13 protein-coding genes and 1 tRNA gene are annotated in these 15,507 nt (G+C 70.1%); 8 read left to right on the top strand and 6 right to left on the bottom strand.

Annotated features, from left to right (window positions below; all coding sequences use genetic code 11):
* Positions 1 to 23 precede the first annotated feature (23 nt).
* Positions 24 to 758, top strand: coding sequence for a tetratricopeptide repeat protein (locus M1105_RS06810; RefSeq protein WP_249579585.1), 735 nt, complete (start codon positions 24 to 26; stop codon positions 756 to 758).
* Here M1105_RS06810 and queG read toward each other — a convergent pair.
* The 3 genes from queG to mtgA all read right to left on the bottom strand — a co-directional run bounded on the left by queG (position 727) and on the right by mtgA (position 3,503).
* Positions 727 to 1,863 (bottom strand): tRNA epoxyqueuosine(34) reductase QueG, encoded by a 1,137-nt coding sequence (queG, locus tag M1105_RS06805; protein ID WP_249579584.1) that lies wholly within the window; start codon positions 1,861 to 1,863, stop codon positions 727 to 729. The two genes, M1105_RS06810 and queG, sit on opposite strands and share 32 nt — an antisense overlap.
* Positions 1,864 to 1,907: 44 nt before the next feature.
* Positions 1,908 to 2,576 (bottom strand): FtsZ-binding protein FzlA, encoded by a 669-nt coding sequence (fzlA, locus tag M1105_RS06800; RefSeq protein ID WP_249579679.1) that lies wholly within the window; start codon positions 2,574 to 2,576, stop codon positions 1,908 to 1,910.
* A gap of 180 nt (positions 2,577 to 2,756) precedes the next feature.
* A complete protein-coding gene (gene mtgA, locus M1105_RS06795) occupies positions 2,757 to 3,503 on the bottom strand; it encodes a monofunctional biosynthetic peptidoglycan transglycosylase (RefSeq protein WP_249579583.1) in 747 nt (248 codons plus the stop codon).
* Between the two features lie 371 nt (positions 3,504 to 3,874).
* On the opposite strand from mtgA, the gene M1105_RS06790 reads away from it, so the two are divergent.
* The gene (locus M1105_RS06790; protein ID WP_249579582.1) at positions 3,875 to 4,276 is read left to right on the top strand and encodes a nuclear transport factor 2 family protein; all 402 of its coding nucleotides are present in this window, start codon (positions 3,875 to 3,877) and stop codon (positions 4,274 to 4,276) included.
* A 116-nt stretch (positions 4,277 to 4,392) separates the two neighbouring features.
* Here M1105_RS06790 and gltB read toward each other — a convergent pair whose 3' ends face one another.
* The gene (gene gltB, locus M1105_RS06785) at positions 4,393 to 8,928 is read right to left on the bottom strand and encodes a glutamate synthase large subunit (RefSeq protein WP_249579581.1); all 4,536 of its coding nucleotides are present in this window, start codon (positions 8,926 to 8,928) and stop codon (positions 4,393 to 4,395) included.
* Positions 8,929 to 9,010: 82 nt separating this feature from the next.
* A complete protein-coding gene (locus M1105_RS06780) occupies positions 9,011 to 10,444 on the bottom strand; it encodes an NAD(P)-dependent oxidoreductase (RefSeq protein ID WP_249579580.1) in 1,434 nt (477 codons plus the stop codon).
* 334 nt (positions 10,445 to 10,778) lie between these two features.
* Here M1105_RS06780 and M1105_RS06775 point away from each other — a divergent pair, with 334 nt between their 5' ends.
* Together M1105_RS06775 and M1105_RS06770 are read left to right on the top strand one after the other, a co-directional pair.
* Positions 10,779 to 11,585, top strand: a complete 807-nt coding sequence (locus M1105_RS06775) for an undecaprenyl-diphosphate phosphatase (protein ID WP_249579579.1) — start codon at positions 10,779 to 10,781, stop codon at positions 11,583 to 11,585.
* Positions 11,586 to 11,614: 29 nt separating this feature from the next.
* Complete coding sequence (locus tag M1105_RS06770; protein ID WP_249579578.1) at positions 11,615 to 11,863, top strand: GlsB/YeaQ/YmgE family stress response membrane protein; 249 nt, start codon at positions 11,615 to 11,617, stop codon at positions 11,861 to 11,863.
* Positions 11,864 to 11,872: 9 nt separating this feature from the next.
* On the opposite strand, the gene M1105_RS06765 is transcribed toward M1105_RS06770, so the two are convergent.
* Positions 11,873 to 12,832 (bottom strand): complex I NDUFA9 subunit family protein, encoded by a 960-nt coding sequence (locus M1105_RS06765; protein ID WP_249579577.1) that lies wholly within the window; start codon positions 12,830 to 12,832, stop codon positions 11,873 to 11,875.
* Positions 12,833 to 13,032: 200 nt separating this feature from the next.
* On the opposite strand from M1105_RS06765, the gene M1105_RS06760 reads away from it, so the two are divergent.
* From M1105_RS06760 to lptC, 4 genes are all read left to right on the top strand, one after another.
* Positions 13,033 to 13,119, top strand: a tRNA-Leu gene (locus M1105_RS06760).
* A gap of 44 nt (positions 13,120 to 13,163) precedes the next feature.
* Complete coding sequence (locus M1105_RS06755; protein ID WP_249579576.1) at positions 13,164 to 13,775, top strand: ribonuclease D; 612 nt, start codon at positions 13,164 to 13,166, stop codon at positions 13,773 to 13,775.
* 115 nt (positions 13,776 to 13,890) lie between these two features.
* The gene (locus M1105_RS06750) at positions 13,891 to 14,841 is read left to right on the top strand and encodes a KpsF/GutQ family sugar-phosphate isomerase (RefSeq protein ID WP_249579678.1); all 951 of its coding nucleotides are present in this window, start codon (positions 13,891 to 13,893) and stop codon (positions 14,839 to 14,841) included.
* A complete protein-coding gene (gene lptC / locus M1105_RS06745; protein ID WP_249579575.1) occupies positions 14,804 to 15,505 on the top strand; it encodes an LPS export ABC transporter periplasmic protein LptC in 702 nt (233 codons plus the stop codon). The genes M1105_RS06750 and lptC overlap by 38 nt, the downstream gene beginning before the upstream one ends.
* Positions 15,506 to 15,507: the final 2 nt, after the last annotated feature.

The raw sequence follows: 15,507 nt of genomic DNA, 5'->3' as shown, positions 1-15,507 counted from the left end.
GACAATAGCGGAGGATCGGACGAATGCGAGGGGCGGCTGCCATCATGTTTGGCGTTGCGCTGGCATTGCCCGCGGGCATGGCTCGCGCGGTCGAGGGCTATGACGCCTGCCTCGCGCTGGTCGCGACCGACCCCGGCCGCGCCGAGGCCGAGGCCGAGGCCTGGGCCCGTTTCGGCGGCGGCCCGGCGGCCGAGCACTGCCGCGCGATGGCCTTCGCCGCGCTTGGCGCGACCCGCCGCGCGGCCGAGTCGCTGACCGCGATCGCGTTCCGCGCCCGCGACCTGCCGGACGAGACCCGCGCCGAGATCCTGATTCAGGCCGCCGGCTTCCTCCTCGAGCTTCAGGAGATCAAGGCCGGGCTCGACGTCGCCGAGCAGGCCCTGCGCCTGGACCCGAGCGCCGAGGGCCTGACGATGCGCGCGCGGCTCCACGCTGCGGCGGGCCGCTACGGGGCGGCGCTGGGCGATCTCGACGCGGCCATCGACCGCTCGGGACCCACCCCCGACCGGCTGATGCTGCGTGCCACCGCGCGGCGCGAGGAGGGGCGGCTCCTGGAAGCGCGGCAGGACATCACCTGGGCGCTCGAGCTCGAGCCCGAGCTTCCCATCGCCTGGCTCGAGCTTGGCCGTATCGAGGCGGCCCAGGGCGCGAAGGACCGCGCGCGCGACGCCTTCATGCAGGCGATCGAGCTCGATCCCGGCGGCGATATCGCGGCCTCGGCGCGGCTCAGCCTGCAACGGATGGAAGCGGGGAATTGAGGGCTGCCGCCCATTCCTCGGCCACCATCGGATCGGGGTCCGCGACCGCCTCGGCGGCGAGCGCGCCGGGCGCCAGCAGCCGCGACAGTGCCCAGACACCATGCGCGCGCACCAGCGGATCGGCATCCGCCGCCAGCCGCCGCGCCGCCGGGATCAGCGCGGGGTCGACAGAGTTCCCGACCGCCACCGCGACGTTGCGCAGGAACCTTGCCCGCCCGATCCGCTTGATGGGCGAGCCCGAGAACACCTCGCGGAAGGCCGCGTCGTCCAGACAGGCAAGATCCGCAAGCCGCGGCGCCACCGTCTCGGGCCGGGCGCGGTAGACCGCATTCGCCGCCACGGCGAACTTGTTCCAGGGGCAAACGGCGAGGCAGTCGTCGCAGCCATAGATGCGGTTGCCCATCAGCGGGCGCAGCTCGCGCGGGATCGGCCCCTTGAGCTCGATCGTCAGGTAGCTGATGCAGCGCCGGGCATCCAGCCGGTAGGGCGCGGGGAATGCCCCAGTCGGGCAGATGTCGAGACACCGCCGGCAGCCGCCGCAATGGTCGCCCCCCGGCGCGTCGGGCGGCAGCGCCAGCGTGGTGAAGATCGCCCCGAGGAAGAACCACGAGCCCCCCTCGCGTGCCACCAGGTTCGTGTGCTTGCCCTGCCAGCCGATCCCGGCGGCGGCCGCCAGCGGCTTCTCCATCACGGGGGCTGTGTCGACGAACACCTTGATCTCGCCGCCCACGCGTTCGATCAGCCAGCGCCCCAGGCGCTTGAGCCGCTTCTTGACCGTGTCGTGGTAGTCCACGCCCTGCGCATAGACGCTGATCGCCCCGCGCCGGCGCCGCTCCAGCACCGCCATCGGGTCGGCGGCGGGCGTGTAGGCGTCGGCGAGCATCACCACCGACCGCGCCTCGAGCCACAGTGCCGCAGGGTCCGACCGCCAGGCGATCCGGTCTGCCATCCAGCTCATCTCGCCATGATGGCCCGCGGCCACCCAGTCCCGCAGCCGCGCGCCGGCCCCGGCCACCGCGTCCGGTCGCGTCACGCCCGCCTGCGCGAACCCCAGCGCGCGGGCCTCCGCGATCAGGTCGGACTTTATTAGGGCAGCGTCAGCCATGCCGGCAGCCTACACCCGATCCGGCACGCAGCGGGAGGCCGCGCTCAGAAATCGAGGTCGGCGTAATGCGGCGGTGGCTTCATCCCCGGCAGGTGATCGGCCAGGAGGCCGCGGAAGCTGGGGCGCGACTTCAGCACGGCATACCAGTCGCGCACCGCCGGATAGTCCTCCCACGGCACGTCGCCGCAATAGTCGAGACAGCTCAGATGCGCGGCTGCGGTGAGGTCCGCGATCGTCATCCGTGGCCCCGCCAGCCAGTTGTGCCCCTCGAGCAGGAAGGTCAGGTAGTCGAGATGCACCCGGATGTTCTGGCTGCCCGCCTTGAGACAGGCGCCGTCCGGATAGCCGAGCTTTGCGATCCGCTTGGTCACGCGCTCGAACAGCAGGTTCTCGGTGACCTCGCGGTTGAACTTGTCGTCGAACCAGGCGACCAGCCGGCGCACCTCGGCGCGGGCTAGGGGGTCTTGCGGCAGCAATGGCGGCTCGGGCGCCACCTCCTCGAGATACTCGAAGATGGCGACCGAATCGGCCAGCGCCCGGCCCCGGTCGGTCACGAGGACCGGCACGGTGCCGGCGGGGTTGAGGCGCAGGAAGTCGAGCCGCCGGTCCCAGGGACGCTCCTCGATCAACTCGGCCTCGATCCGCTTCTCGGCCAGCACGAGCCGGATCTTGCGGCAGAAGGGCGAGAGCGGCAGGTGATAGAGGCGGTGCATCGTCAATCGATCGTTCCTGTCCGGAGGCGAGACCTTCCTGCCCGAAAGCGGCACGGGCGCGCAAGGGTGCGGCGAAGATTGTGCCGGGGTGAGTCCCGCGCGCGACACCTGGCGGGGGCCTCGCGGCGCGGGCGGGCGGCGGGCTGAAGCCCGCCCTACGGGTTCGGGCCGCTTGGCACGCTAGGGGCGGATGAAGCAGGCGTCGTCACCGCGCGCCGCGATGGTCTCGGCCCCTTGCGCGATCTGGGCGGCGCGCCGGCGCAGGTTCGATCCCAGCCTCAGCGGGTCGCGCGCCTTCGGATTGGGCAGGATCGCCGCCAGCGCCGAGGATTGCGCGAGGCTGAGCTGGGAGGCCGCGACGCCGAAGTAATGCCGCGACGCCGCCTCCGCCCCGAAGATGCCCTCGCCGAACTCGGCGACGTTGAGATAGACCTCGAGGATCCGCCGCTTGCCCCAGGCCAGCTCGATCATCAGGGCGAACCCGGCCTCGAGCCCCTTCCTCGTCCAGCTTGGCCCATGCCACAGGAACACGTTCTTGGCGGTCTGCTGCGTGATGGTCGAGGCGCCGCGCACCCGGCCGCGCTCGCGCTCCTCGAGCGCCTTGTCGATCGCCTCCAGATCGAGGCCCCAATGGGCGCAGAAGCGGGCGTCCTCGGCCGCGACCACGGCGCGGGCGAGGTTGGGCGAGATGCGCCCGAGCCCGCGCCATTCGCGCTCGATGCCGCCGAGACGCCACGTCTCGGCTGCCATGTAGAGCCCGCCCGGCAGCGGCGCCACGCGCCAAAGCACGATCCAGACGAACACGACCAGCAGCACCCGCCCCGCGATGCGGAGCGCCCAGCGCATGACCCGGCGGCGCCGCCCGCCGCTCGGCAGCGCCTTGCCCGGCTTGCTGCCGCCGCGCTTTGGGGCCGTCAGTCTCGCCATGCGCCGCCGCCTCTCCTGCCTCCGGCCGAAAGAAGACCGTCCTCGCCGCAGGAAGGCAACGGGGATGCAGCGACTTTTCGAGCGGCCACCGGGCGCCGGATCGAGTCCCTGGCGGCGAATCACCTTCCGTATATGGGGTCGCGACCCGCGACCGGCTGGGAACTTTCCCGCCGTGTCGCCGGCTCGACCCGGGACATCGGGGTGGGGAACGCTCCCCTCCCGCGTTCCAGCCCCGAGATCGGCATGGCAAGTGGGAGCAATGGCCTCGGGCGTGCCGCACGCGGCAGGCCCGATCGGCGATCGGGGCTGGACCCCCGACCAAGGCAGATGCACTGATGGCTGGGAATCCACTGGAGATAAGATGAGATGAGATGACCGGGCAGGCTGCGCTACCTCGGCTCGATACGGCATTCTTTCTGGCGCTCGAATCCGCCATCTGGGAGGGGCTGGTCGCAGGCGACGCTTCGCGCGACGGTGCGGCGCTCGATCCCGATTTTCTCGGCGTCTATCCCGACGGCTTCGCCACGCGCGACGATCATGTCGCGCAGCTCGGCGGTGGCCCGACAGTGCAGAGCTTCAGCCTGTCATCGGCCCGCCTGATCGCACTGGGTGCCGATCACGCCCTGCTGGCCTATCGCGCAACCTTCACACGGTCCGGGCAAGTAGCGTCCGAGTGCATGCTTGTGAGCTCGGTCTGGCGCAGGACAACCGAGGGATGGCGCAACGTCTTCAGCCAGGATACGCCACTGGCGGAGGCCGCGCGCCGCGACTGAGCGGTGCCCCGCGGCACAAGCCGGTCCGCAGCATGTCACGGGGCCGCGGCGGCATTTTCCGGGGCGCGCGCGGGGCCCCAGCTCGGTGGCTGGGGCCCATGGCGGGGGCGTGCGTCTCAGGCGGTCTCGACCGCCGCCTGCTCGGTCAGCGGATGGTCGAGACGGCTCACCATCTCCTTCGGGCAGATCTGCCAGAAGCGGCCGACATGCTCGGACCAGTCGCGAATGATGCCCGCGGCAAGCGCCGATCCGGTCTGGCGGGCGTGCTCGGCCACGAGGTCGCGCAGCACCTCCTCCCAGTAATGCGCGGCGATGCGCTGGACGACGACCGTTTCGGGGTTCACCCGCCGCTGGAACTGTCCGTCCGCATCCAGCACGAAGGCCATCCCGCCTGTCATGCCGGCCGCGAAGTTGTCGCCCACGGGGCCGAGGATCACCGCCCGCCCGCCGGTCATGTATTCGCAGCCGTTCGAGCCGCAGCCCTCGACGACCACCTCGGCGCCCGAGTTGCGGACGCAGAACCGCTCGCCCGCGCGGCCGGCGGCAAACAGCTTCCCGGCCGTCGCGCCATAGAGCACCGTGTTGCCGATGATGGTGTTCTGGTGCGCAACCAGCGGCGAGTTGAGCGGCGGGCGCACGGTTATGACGCCGCCCGACAGCCCCTTCCCGACATAGTCGTTCGAATCACCCACCACCTCGAGCTTGAGGCCGGGGGCGGCAAAGGCGCCCAGCGACTGGCCGCAGGACCCCTCGAGCCGCACGGTCAGATGCCCTTCCTGCAACTGGTTGCGCATCCCGAAGCGGCGGACGATATGGCTGGAGACGCGGGTCCCGATGGTGCGCAGCGTGTTCTGAACCGAGTAGTTGAGCTGCATCTTCTCGCCGTCCTTGAAGAACGGGCCTGCATCCTTGACGATCTGGGCATCGAGCGTGTCGGGCACCTCGGTGCGGCCCCGCAGGCGGTCGAGCTTCACGGCCTCGCCCTCGTCGACGCGCACCAGCATCGGGTTGAGGTCGAGGTCGTCGAGATGGGCAGCCCCCCGGCTGACCTGCGTCAGCATGTCCGAGCGCCCGATGATCTCGTCGAAGCTCCGCACGCCAAGGCGTGCCATGATCTCGCGCACCTCCTCGGCCATCAGGGTGAAGAGGTTGACGACCTTCTCGGCCGAGCCGGTGAACTTCTCGCGGAGCGCCGGATCCTGGGTGCAGACGCCCACCGGGCAGGTGTTCGACTGGCACTGGCGCACCATGATGCAGCCCATCGCGATCAGCGCGGCGGTGCCGATGCCGAATTCCTCGGCCCCCATCATCGCGGCGATGACGATGTCGCGTCCGGTCCTCAGCCCGCCATCGGTGCGCAGCGTGACCCGCCCGCGCAGGTCGTTCAGCGCCAGCACCTGGTGGGCCTCGGTCAGCCCCATCTCCCAGGGCAGGCCGGCATACTTGATCGAGGTCTGGGGCGATGCGCCGGTGCCGCCGTTGTGGCCCGAGATCAGGATCACGTCGGCCTTGGCCTTGGCCACGCCCGCGGCAATCGTGCCGACCCCGGTGGCCGAGACCAGCTTCACGCAGACCTTGGCCTCGGGGTTGATCTGCTTGAGGTCGTAGATCAGTTGGGCGAGGTCCTCGATCGAGTAGATGTCGTGATGCGGCGGCGGCGAGATGAGCGTCACGCCGGGGGTCGAGTGCCTGAGCTTCGCGATCATCTCGGTGACCTTGAAGCCGGGCAGCTGGCCACCCTCGCCGGGCTTGGCGCCCTGCGCGATCTTGATCTCGAGTTCCGAGCAGTGGTTGAGATATTCGGCCGTCACGCCGAAGCGGCCCGAGGCCACCTGCTTGATCTTGGCGGACGGATTGTCGCCATTCGGCTCGGGGAGGAAATGCTTGGGGTCCTCGCCGCCCTCGCCCGAGTCCGACTTCGCGCCGATCCGGTTCATCGCGACGTTGAGCGCCTTGTGCGCCTCGGGGCTGAGCGCGCCCAAGCTCATCCCGGGGGTGACGAAGCGCTTGCGGATCGAGGTGATCGACTCGACCTCCTCCAGCGGCACGGCCCGGCCCACGGGCTTGAAGTCGAGAAGGTCGCGCAGGTGGATCGGCGGCTGTGCCCGCATCGCGTCTGAATAGCGCTTCCACGCGCCGTAGGAATTCGCGGCGACCGCGTTCTGCAGCGCGTGGATGACCTGCGCGCCCCAGGCATGGGCCTCGCCCTTGCGGCGGGCCTTGTAGATGCCGCCGATCGGCAGCATCTCGGTGCGCTCGTCCCAGGCGCGGGCGTGGAGGGCGCGCAGCTTAGTCTCGATGCCCGCGATGCCGATGCCCGAGATGCGCGAGGGCATGCCGGGGAAGAATTCCGCCACCACGGCGCGGCTGAGGCCCACCGCCTCGAAGTTGCAACCGCCGCGGTAGGACGAGATCACCGAGATACCCATCTTCGACATGATCTTGAGCAGGCCCTGGTCGATGGCGGTGCGGAAGTTCGCCACCGCCTGCTCGACCGTCATGTCGCCCAGCAATCCGCGACGCACCCGGTCGGCGATCGACTCCTGCGCCAGCCACGCGTTCACCGTGGTCGCGCCCACGCCGATCAGCACCGCGAAGTAATGCGGGTCGATGCACTCGGCCGAGCGCACGTTGAGCGAGCAGAAGGTCCTGAGCCCATGCCGGGTCAGCCAGGCATGGGCGGCCGAGGTGGCGAGGATCATCGGCATCCCGATGCGCCCGGTCGAGACCGCCTCGTCGGTCAGCACGATGTGACCGCAACCCGCGCGCACGGCCTCCTCGGCCTCGGCGCGGACCCGGTTGAGGTGCGCGCGCAGCGCCCGCGGCCCGTCCTCGGCGGGGAAAGTGCAGTCGATGACCCGGTAGCTCTCGCCGAAGGCCGCGATCATCTTGGCGTACTGGCCATTCGAGACGACCGGGCTTTCCAGCGTGATAATCTCGGTCTGGGACGAGTCCTCGTCCAGCACGTTCTTGAGGTTGCCGAAGCGCGTCTTGAGGCTCATCACCCGGTGCTCGCGCAAGCTGTCGATCGGCGGGTTCGTGACCTGGCTGAAGTTCTGGCGGAAGAAGTGGCTGAGCGGCCTGTAATGGTCCGAGAGCACCGCCGCGGGCGTGTCGTCTCCCATCGAGCCGATCGCCTCCTTGGCGTCCTCGGCCATCGGATGGAGGATCGCCTCGAGTTCCTCGACCGTGTAACCCGCGGCGATCTGGCGCCGGCGCAGGGCCTCGCCCTCGAGGCCGCGCGGCTCGCGCAGAGTCTCGATATCAGCCGATAGATCGGTGATCCGCTCGATCCACTCGGCATAGGGGCGCTCGGCGGCCAGCTCGTCCTTGATCTCGGCGTCGTGCAGCACGCGCCCCTCGGCCATGTCGATGGCAAGCATCTGGCCGGGGCCCAGCGCGCCCTTCTCGCGCACCGTGGCCTCGTCGGTCGGCACCATGCCGACCTCGGACCCGGCGATGACGAGGCCGTCGCCGGTGATGACGTAGCGCATCGGCCTGAGGCCGTTGCGGTCGAGCCCCGCGACCACCCAGCGGCCATCGGTCATCGCCAGCGCGGCGGGGCCGTCCCAGGGCTCCATCACGGCGTTGGAATAGGCATACATCGCGCGCCAGGATTCCGGCATCGCGCTGTCGTTCGACCAGGCCTCGGGCACCAGCATGGTCTTGGCCATGGGCGCGGTGCGGCCCGCGCGGACCATCACCTCGAAGACGGCGTCAAGTGCAGCCGAGTCGGACGAGCCCTGTGCCACGATCGGCTTGATGTCCTCGGCAAGCTCGCCGAAGGTCGCCGAGGCCATGCGGATCTCGTGGCTCTTCATCCAGTTGAGGTTGCCCTTCAGCGTGTTGATCTCTCCGTTATGGGCGAGCATGCGGAAGGGCTGCGCCAGCCACCACTGCGGGAAGGTGTTGGTCGAATAGCGCTGGTGGTAGATCGCGAAGGCCGACACGAAGCGCTCGTCCTTGAGATCCGGGTAGAACTCGGCGACCTGCTCGGCCAGCATCATGCCCTTGTAGATGACCGACCGGCAGGACAGCGAGCAGACGTAGAAGCCCGCGATCTGGGCTGATACCACGGCCTTCTCGATGCGGCGGCGGATGACGTAGAGCTCGCGCTCGAAGGTCTCCTCATCCACGCCCTTCGAGTTCGAGATCAGGATCTGCTCGATGGCCGGGCGCGTGGCGTTGGCCTTCTGGCCCAGAACGCCGATGTTCACCGGCACCTGCCGCCAGCCATAGATGTAATAGCCGAGGCGCAGCACCTCCTGCTCGACGATGGTGCGGCAGGTCTCCTGCGCGCCGAAATTGGTGCGCGGCAGGAACACCTGGCCCACGGCGAGCAGCGCGTCCGAGGGCTCGTGCCCGGTGCGGCGGACCTGGTCGCGGAAGAACTCGACCGGGATCTCGGTGTGGATGCCCGCGCCGTCACCGGTCTTGCCGTCGGCATCCACCGCGCCGCGGTGCCAGACCGCCTTGAGGGCTGCGATGCCGTATTCGACCACCTGCCGCCGGGGGGTGCCATCGACCGCACAGACGAGGCCGACGCCGCAGGAGGCATGCTCCTCCTCGGGCAGATACATGCCGGTGCCGGCCAGCTTCTCGGCCTTGGCCTCGCGCGCCGCGATCCACGTCTCGTCGATGATCCTGGTCATGGGCCGGCTCCTCCTTCGAGCTCCCGCGCCGGTGGGGCTGCGGGGATGATGCGTGCCGCGCGAGGTCCGCGCGGCGCAACGGTCATTCGGCGGCGATCGCCGCGGCCGCGTCGAAGCGCGCGAGCATGGCGTCGGCCGCCTCGCGCCCGTCGCGGATCGCCCAGACCACCAGGCTTGCGCCCCGCACGATGTCACCCGCGGCATAGACCCCGTCGAGCGCGGTCGCGTGCGTGCGGAAATCCGCCTTGATCGTGCCCCAGCGGGTGACATCGAGCCCCTCGACGCCCCACAGCTTCGGCAGGTCCTCGGGCTCGAAGCCCAGCGCCTTGATGGCAAGCTCGCAGGGCTCGGTATAGTCCGCGCCGGGGATCTCCTCGGGCACCTGGCGGCCCGTCGAGTCGGGCGCGCCGAGGCGCATGCGCTGGACCTTGACGCCGGTCACCCGGTCGGCCGAGGTGAAGCCCTTCGGGGCCGCGAGCCAGACGAACTCGACGCCCTCCTCTTCGGCGTTCTGGACCTCGCGCTGGCTGCCCGGCATGTTCGCCCGGTCGCGGCGGTAGAGGCATTTCACCGACTTCGCGCCCTGCCGGATGGCGGTGCGCACGCAGTCCATCGCCGTGTCGCCGCCGCCGATCACCACGACGCGCTTGCCTTCGGCGTTCAGCGTGCCGTCGTCGAACTCGGGCACCGCGTCGCCGCAGCCCTTGCGGTTCGAGGCGGTCAGATAGTCGAGCGCCTGCACGATGCCGGTCGCGCCCGAGCCAGGACCGCCGATCTCGCGCGCCTTGTAGACGCCGGTGGCGATCAGCACCGCGTCATGGACGAGGCGGATTTCCTCGAAGCTCTTGGCCGCGCCGATGTCGCAGTTCATGACGAAGCGCACGCCGCCCTTCTCGAGCTGCTCCCAGCGGCGCAGGACCACGTCCTTCTCCAGCTTGAAGCCGGGGATGCCGTAGATCATGAGACCCCCGGCCCGGTCGTAGCGGTCATAGACCGTGACCTGCACGCCGGCGCGGCGCAGCCGCTCGGCGCAGGCGAGGCCCGCGGGACCCGCGCCGATGATGCCGACCGACTCGGGACGCTCGTGGCGCGGCGTCGGGGCCTCGATCCAGCCCTCCTCGAAGGCGGTCTCGGTGATGTATTTCTCGATGGCGCCGATGGTCACGGTGCCGTGGCCCGACTGCTCGATGACGCAGTTGCCCTCGCAGAGCCGGTCCTGCGGGCAGATCCGGCCGCAGATCTCGGGGAAGGTGTTGGTGTCGGACGAGAGGCGATACGCCTCCTCCATCCGGCCCTCGGCCACGGCCTTGAGCCAGTCGGGGATGTTGTTGTGGAGCGGGCAGCCGGACTGGCAGAACGGCACGCCGCACTGGCTGCAGCGCGCCGCCTGCTCGGCCGCCTTCTCGCGCGCGAACTCGCGGTAGATCTCGTCGAAGTCCTGCGCGCGCTCGGCGGCCGCGCGCTTCGGCGGCATCTCTCGCCCGAGCGAGACGAATTTCAGCATCCGTTGAGCCATCGGCCCTGTCCCTTCTTCCTCGGCGGCGTCCCGGCCGTGCCGGGTTGCCGTCCGCTTCCTGTTCCCGGCGCAGCCCGACGGGCCGCCCGCCATCGGGGGTCGGAAACCGGGTTTCGGGGATACATCAAGGGATCGCGGATGAAAAGTCAGTATAGTTGACCTTTATTCATGTTTTTTTGGCCCGCCCGCACCCGCAGGATGGAAGAGGTGAATTTTTAAGTCAATTCTGCTGACCTTTCTTTCCCGTTGCCTTCCCCGCCGCGGGCTCTAGGACTGTCGTCACGCGGCTGAGAGAGCCGGGCGCGGATGCGGGCGCCGCGAATCAGGGTGGGCCATGGCGCTCTTCGACATCATCATGCTCGCCCTGATCCAGGGGGTGACGGAATTCCTGCCGATCTCGTCCTCGGGGCACCTGATCCTGTGGCCGTTGATGACCGGACGGCCGGACCAGGGGCTCATGATGGACGTCGCCGTGCATCTGGGCACGCTGGTGGCTGTCTGCATCTACTTCCGCCGCGACGTCGCCGTGCTGGGGCGCGGCACCTTGCAGATCGCCTCCGGGCAACGCCGCGGCGCCGAGGCGCGCACGGCGCTCCTCGTCGGGATCGCGACGTTGCCCGCGCTCGTCGCCGGGCTGGGCCTGAAGCTTGCGGGCGCCATGGATGCGCTGCGCGTGGTCGAGGTGATCGGCTGGACGACGATCCTTTGGGGTGTGGCGCTGTGGCTTGCCGACCGCTTCGGCGCCGAGCGGCGGATCGGTGCCGACTGGGGCCTGCGCGACGCGCTGGCGATGGGCTTCGCACAGGCGCTGGCGCTGGTTCCGGGCACCAGCCGGTCGGGCATCACGATGATGACGGCCCGCGCGCTGGGGTTCCGCCGCGACGAGGCGGCGCGCATCTCGCTATTGATGGCGGTGCCGGTGACGCTGGCGGCGGTGGTGCTGGAGAGCGCCGAACTGGTGAGCGCTGGCAGCTTCGCGGTGGGCGGTGAATTGCTGCTCGGCGCGGCCCTCTCGTGCATGGCGGCGCTGGCGGCGCTCTCTGTCATGATGCGGATGTTCCGGGCCAGCTGGACGATGACGCCCTTCGTGCTCTACCGGCTCGCGCTTGGAACGCTCCTGCTCGCGCTCGCGTATTCCTGAGGGGAGCGCCGCGAGAAGGAGACCCTCGGATGACCATTCAGGGAATCATCGCCACCCTGCTGATCGGCCTCGTCGCCGGATGGCTCGCAAGCTTCGTCGTGGGCGGCGGGGGGCCCCTGAAATACATCGTCTGGGGCATTCTGGGCGCAATCGTGGGCGGCATCGTCCTGCCCGCCCTGGGGGTCGCGATCAACCTCGGCTCGCCGGTCGTCAACCAGATCGTCGTCGCGGCGATCGGCGCGGTTCTGCTGGTGCTGGTCGCGCGCGCGATTGCCTGACGCGCGCTATCAGGCTTCGCGGTTCTCGGTCAGACGCGAGTACTGACCGTAGGGTCGACAGGCGTAGAGATAGGTCTCGATGATCCCTTCGGCGGCCTTCGGCTCGATGCCCAGCGCCTCGAAGCCCCGCGCGCCCGGGCTCACGACGTTGTCGCTCTCGAGCAGGCGCACCTGGTCCTCGGTCAGCGGCGGGTTGGGCAGGATCGACAGGAGCTTGCCCTGGATGCGCCCGATGAAGAAGGGCAGGTCGAGGATCAGCCGGCGGCGGCGGATCACCCTGAGCGTGAGCGAGACGAGATCGCGGAACGTGTAGATCCGCGGGCCGCCCAGTTCGTAGGCGCCCGGCGCGGCCTCGCCCGCCGCGGCCTTGGCGGCGGCGTCGGCCACGTCCTGCACCCAGACCGGCTGGAAGCGCGTGGCGCCGCCGACGATGGGCACCACCGGCGACAGCCGCGCCATGGCGGCAAAGCGGTTGAAGAAGCCATCCTCCTGCCCGAACACCACCGAGGGACGCAGGATCACCGCCTCGGGGAAGGCCGCGAGCACGCCGGCCTCGCCCGCAGCCTTGGTGCGGGCGTATTCCGAGGGGCTGTCGGCATCCGCGCCGATCGCGGAGATGAGGACGAAGCGGCCGACGCCGGCCTCGCGGGCAAGGCGCGCGGCGCGCGCCGGTCCCTCGGCCTGCACCGCTGCGAAGCGGTTCGCGCCCGACTCGAACAGCACGCCGACCGAGTAGATCACCGCGTCGGCGCCGGCGATCACGCGCGCCATCGAGGCGTCGTCCCGCACGTTGCACTGCACTGGCTCGACCTGGCCCACGACACCGTAGGGCTTGACGAACATCGCCTCGTTCGGCCGGCGCACGGCCACCCGGACGCGCCAGCCGCGGCGCGCCATGTTCTGCGCGATGTAGCGGCCGATGAAGCCTGAGCCGCCGACGATGGTGACGAGGGGGGCTTGCTCGGTCATGGCGCTCAACCTCGGTTGTGATGCCGCTTGCGCAGCGGTGGGCCGTTGCGTCCATCCGATAGCGGCTCGGCCCGGCCCGGGCAAGGGATCGCATGGCCGCAGGCACCGGCCGGGCGAGATCAAGATCGCGTGCGGCGCCCGTTGACAGCGCCCGCCCGCGCGTTTAGATGACGCACGCGCCGCGAGGCGAGCGGTTCCGTGCCCAGGTGGCGGAATTGGTAGACGCGCTGGCTTCAGGTGCCAGTGGCCGAAAGGTCGTGGAAGTTCGAGTCTTCTCCTGGGCACCACGCCGCTCGCAGACGATGACGAAGAAGAAGGCGCCGCGCCGAGGATGAGCGTCACCCTCCACAAGCGGGATCTGCCCGACGGGCTCGATCTGGGCCCCTTGGTGGCGATCGACACCGAGACGATGGGGCTCAATCCCCACCGCGACAGGCTCTGCCTCGTGCAGCTCTCGGCCGGCGACGGCACGGCGCATCTCGTGCAGATCGGCGCGGGGCAGCGCGAGGCCCCGAACCTCGCGCGCCTGCTGGCGGATCCGGCGGTCGAGAAGCTGTTCCATTTCGGCCGGTTCGACATCGCCGTGCTCGCGCATGCCTTCGGCGTGGTGGCGCGGCCGGTCTACTGCACCAAGATCGCGTCCAAGCTGGTGCGCACCTTTACCGACCGCCACGGCCTCAGGTATCTGTGCCAGGACCTGATCGGGATCGACATCTCGAAGCAGCAGCAGAGCTCGGATTGGGGCGCCGAGACGCTGACGCAGGCGCAGCTCGACTATGCCGCGTCGGACGTGCTGTATTTGCACCGGCTCAAGGCCGAGCTGGACCTGCGCCTCACCCGCGAGGGACGGGCCGAGACGGCCGCCGCCTGCTTCCGTTTCCTGCCGGATCGCGCCATGCTGGACCTGGCAGGCTGGCCCGAGGAAGACATCTTCGCGCACTGATGCCGGGGGCGCACGCCCCGACATCCGGCCTCGCGGAAAAGGAGAGCCCGTGACCCTCGCTGAAAGCCATCGGGGCGACGCCATCGCGGAAGCCGAGGCCGCGCGCGCGCGCGCGATCGAGACCGGCCGGCGCGTGCTGGCGACCGAGGCCGAGGCGCTCGCGCTCTACTCGGGTACGCTGGGCGAGGCCTTTGCCGACGCGGTCGATCTCATCATGTCGATCGAGGGCCGCGTGATCTGCTCGGGCATGGGCAAGTCGGGGCATGTCGCGCGCAAGATCGCGGCGACGCTGGCCTCGACGGGCACGCCCGCGCAGTTCGTGCACCCGGCAGAGGCGAGCCATGGCGACCTCGGCATGGTGACGCAGAAGGACGTGGCGCTGGTGCTGTCGAACTCGGGCGAGACGCGCGAGCTTGCCGACATCGTGGCCCACACCCGGCGCTTCTCGATCCCGCTGATCGGGGTGGCGAGCCGGCCCGGCTCGGCGCTGCTGCGCGCGGCCGACATCGCGCTGGTGCTGCCGCAGGCGCGCGAGGCCTGCTCGGTGGGGCTTGCCCCCACCACCTCGACGACGCTGACGATGGCGCTGGGCGACGCGCTGGCGGTGGCGCTGATGGAGCGGCGCGACTTCACCCCCGAACGTTTTGCCGTCTTCCACCCCGGCGGAAAGCTGGGCGCGCAGCTCGTCAAGGTCTCGGACGTCATGGCGACCGGCGCCGCGTTGCCGCTGATCCCCGAGACGACCCCGATGACGGAGGCACTGATCGTGATGACGCAGAAGGGCTATGGCGTCGCCGGCACGGTCGATGCGAAGGGGCGGCTCACGGGCATCATCACCGACGGCGACCTGCGCCGGAAGATGGACGGCCTGCTTACCCGGCGCGCCGACGAGGTGGCCACGCCCATGCCGCTCAGCATCCGCACCGACCAGCTCGCGCAGGAGGCGCTGGCGCTGATGAACCGGCGCAAGATCACCTGCCTGTTCGTCTGCGAGACGCCGCCCCCTTCGGTGCCGGTGGGGATCATCCATGTCCACGACTGCCTGCGCGCGGGCGTCGATGGCTGAGGACGGATCCGCCCCGCGCGAGACGGGCCGCGCGCTGCGCGCGCTCGATCGGCGGCAGCGGTCGGTGAGGCGGCACTCGCGGCTCGTGCGCGCGATGAAGGTGGCGCTGCCGCTCTGCGCGCTGGGGCTGGTCGCGCTGATCTTCCTGCAAGGCCGCGAGCGGGGCACGGTCGCGGACCTCTTCACCGCCGAGGAGCTGGCCCGCCTCGGCGCGGGCCTCAGACTGGAACAACCACGCTTCGCGGGCGTCACGGATGGGGGCGATCCTTACGTGGTGACGGCCGACTGGGCGCTGCCCGACCAGGCCATGCCCGAGGAGATCGTGCTGGAGCAGCCGCGCGGCGAGCTGAGCCTGCGCGATGGGCGGCAGGTGACGGCCTCTGCCACCAGCGGGCTGCTGCGCCGCCGCGCGCAGACCCTGACCCTGACGGGCGATGTCGTGATCCTCGCCACGGACGGCCAGCGGGTGGAGACGGACGAGCTTCTGATCGATTTCGGCAACAAGCGCGCCTCGACCCCCGGCGCGGTGCACGGAACCGGCCCCGAGGGAAGCATCGACGCCGGCCGCTTCCACGCCGAGGCCGGCGAGGGCGGCATCGCGGACGCCCATATTTGGTTTGAAAACCGCGTGCGCGTGCTGTTCATTCCGTCGAAGGATGGCTAGGT

It is taken from the genome of Thermohalobaculum sediminis (assembly GCF_023487995.1).
Classification (GTDB): domain Bacteria; phylum Pseudomonadota; class Alphaproteobacteria; order Rhodobacterales; family Rhodobacteraceae; genus Thermohalobaculum; species Thermohalobaculum sediminis.
The sequence above is the reverse complement of the archived record's forward strand: the minus strand, read 5'-3'. Positions and strand labels throughout refer to the sequence as shown.

Excerpts from the sequence above, each read along its gene's own strand:
- M1105_RS06810 (WP_249579585.1), top strand. The coding sequence starts at position 24 with ATGCGAGGGGCGGCTGCCATCATGTTTGGCGTTGCGCTGGCATTGCCC.
- queG (WP_249579584.1), bottom strand. The coding sequence starts at position 1,863 with ATGGCTGACGCTGCCCTAATAAAGTCCGACCTGATCGCGGAGGCCCGC.
- fzlA (WP_249579679.1), bottom strand. The coding sequence starts at position 2,576 with ATGCACCGCCTCTATCACCTGCCGCTCTCGCCCTTCTGCCGCAAGATC.
- mtgA (WP_249579583.1), bottom strand. The coding sequence starts at position 3,503 with ATGGCGAGACTGACGGCCCCAAAGCGCGGCGGCAGCAAGCCGGGCAAG.
- M1105_RS06790 (WP_249579582.1), top strand. The coding sequence starts at position 3,875 with ATGACCGGGCAGGCTGCGCTACCTCGGCTCGATACGGCATTCTTTCTG.
- gltB (WP_249579581.1), bottom strand. The coding sequence starts at position 8,928 with ATGACCAGGATCATCGACGAGACGTGGATCGCGGCGCGCGAGGCCAAG.
- M1105_RS06780 (WP_249579580.1), bottom strand. The coding sequence starts at position 10,444 with ATGGCTCAACGGATGCTGAAATTCGTCTCGCTCGGGCGAGAGATGCCG.
- M1105_RS06775 (WP_249579579.1), top strand. The coding sequence starts at position 10,779 with ATGGCGCTCTTCGACATCATCATGCTCGCCCTGATCCAGGGGGTGACG.
- M1105_RS06770 (WP_249579578.1), top strand. The coding sequence starts at position 11,615 with ATGACCATTCAGGGAATCATCGCCACCCTGCTGATCGGCCTCGTCGCC.
- M1105_RS06765 (WP_249579577.1), bottom strand. The coding sequence starts at position 12,832 with ATGACCGAGCAAGCCCCCCTCGTCACCATCGTCGGCGGCTCAGGCTTC.
- M1105_RS06755 (WP_249579576.1), top strand. The coding sequence starts at position 13,164 with ATGAGCGTCACCCTCCACAAGCGGGATCTGCCCGACGGGCTCGATCTG.
- lptC (WP_249579575.1), top strand. The coding sequence starts at position 14,804 with ATGTCCACGACTGCCTGCGCGCGGGCGTCGATGGCTGAGGACGGATCC.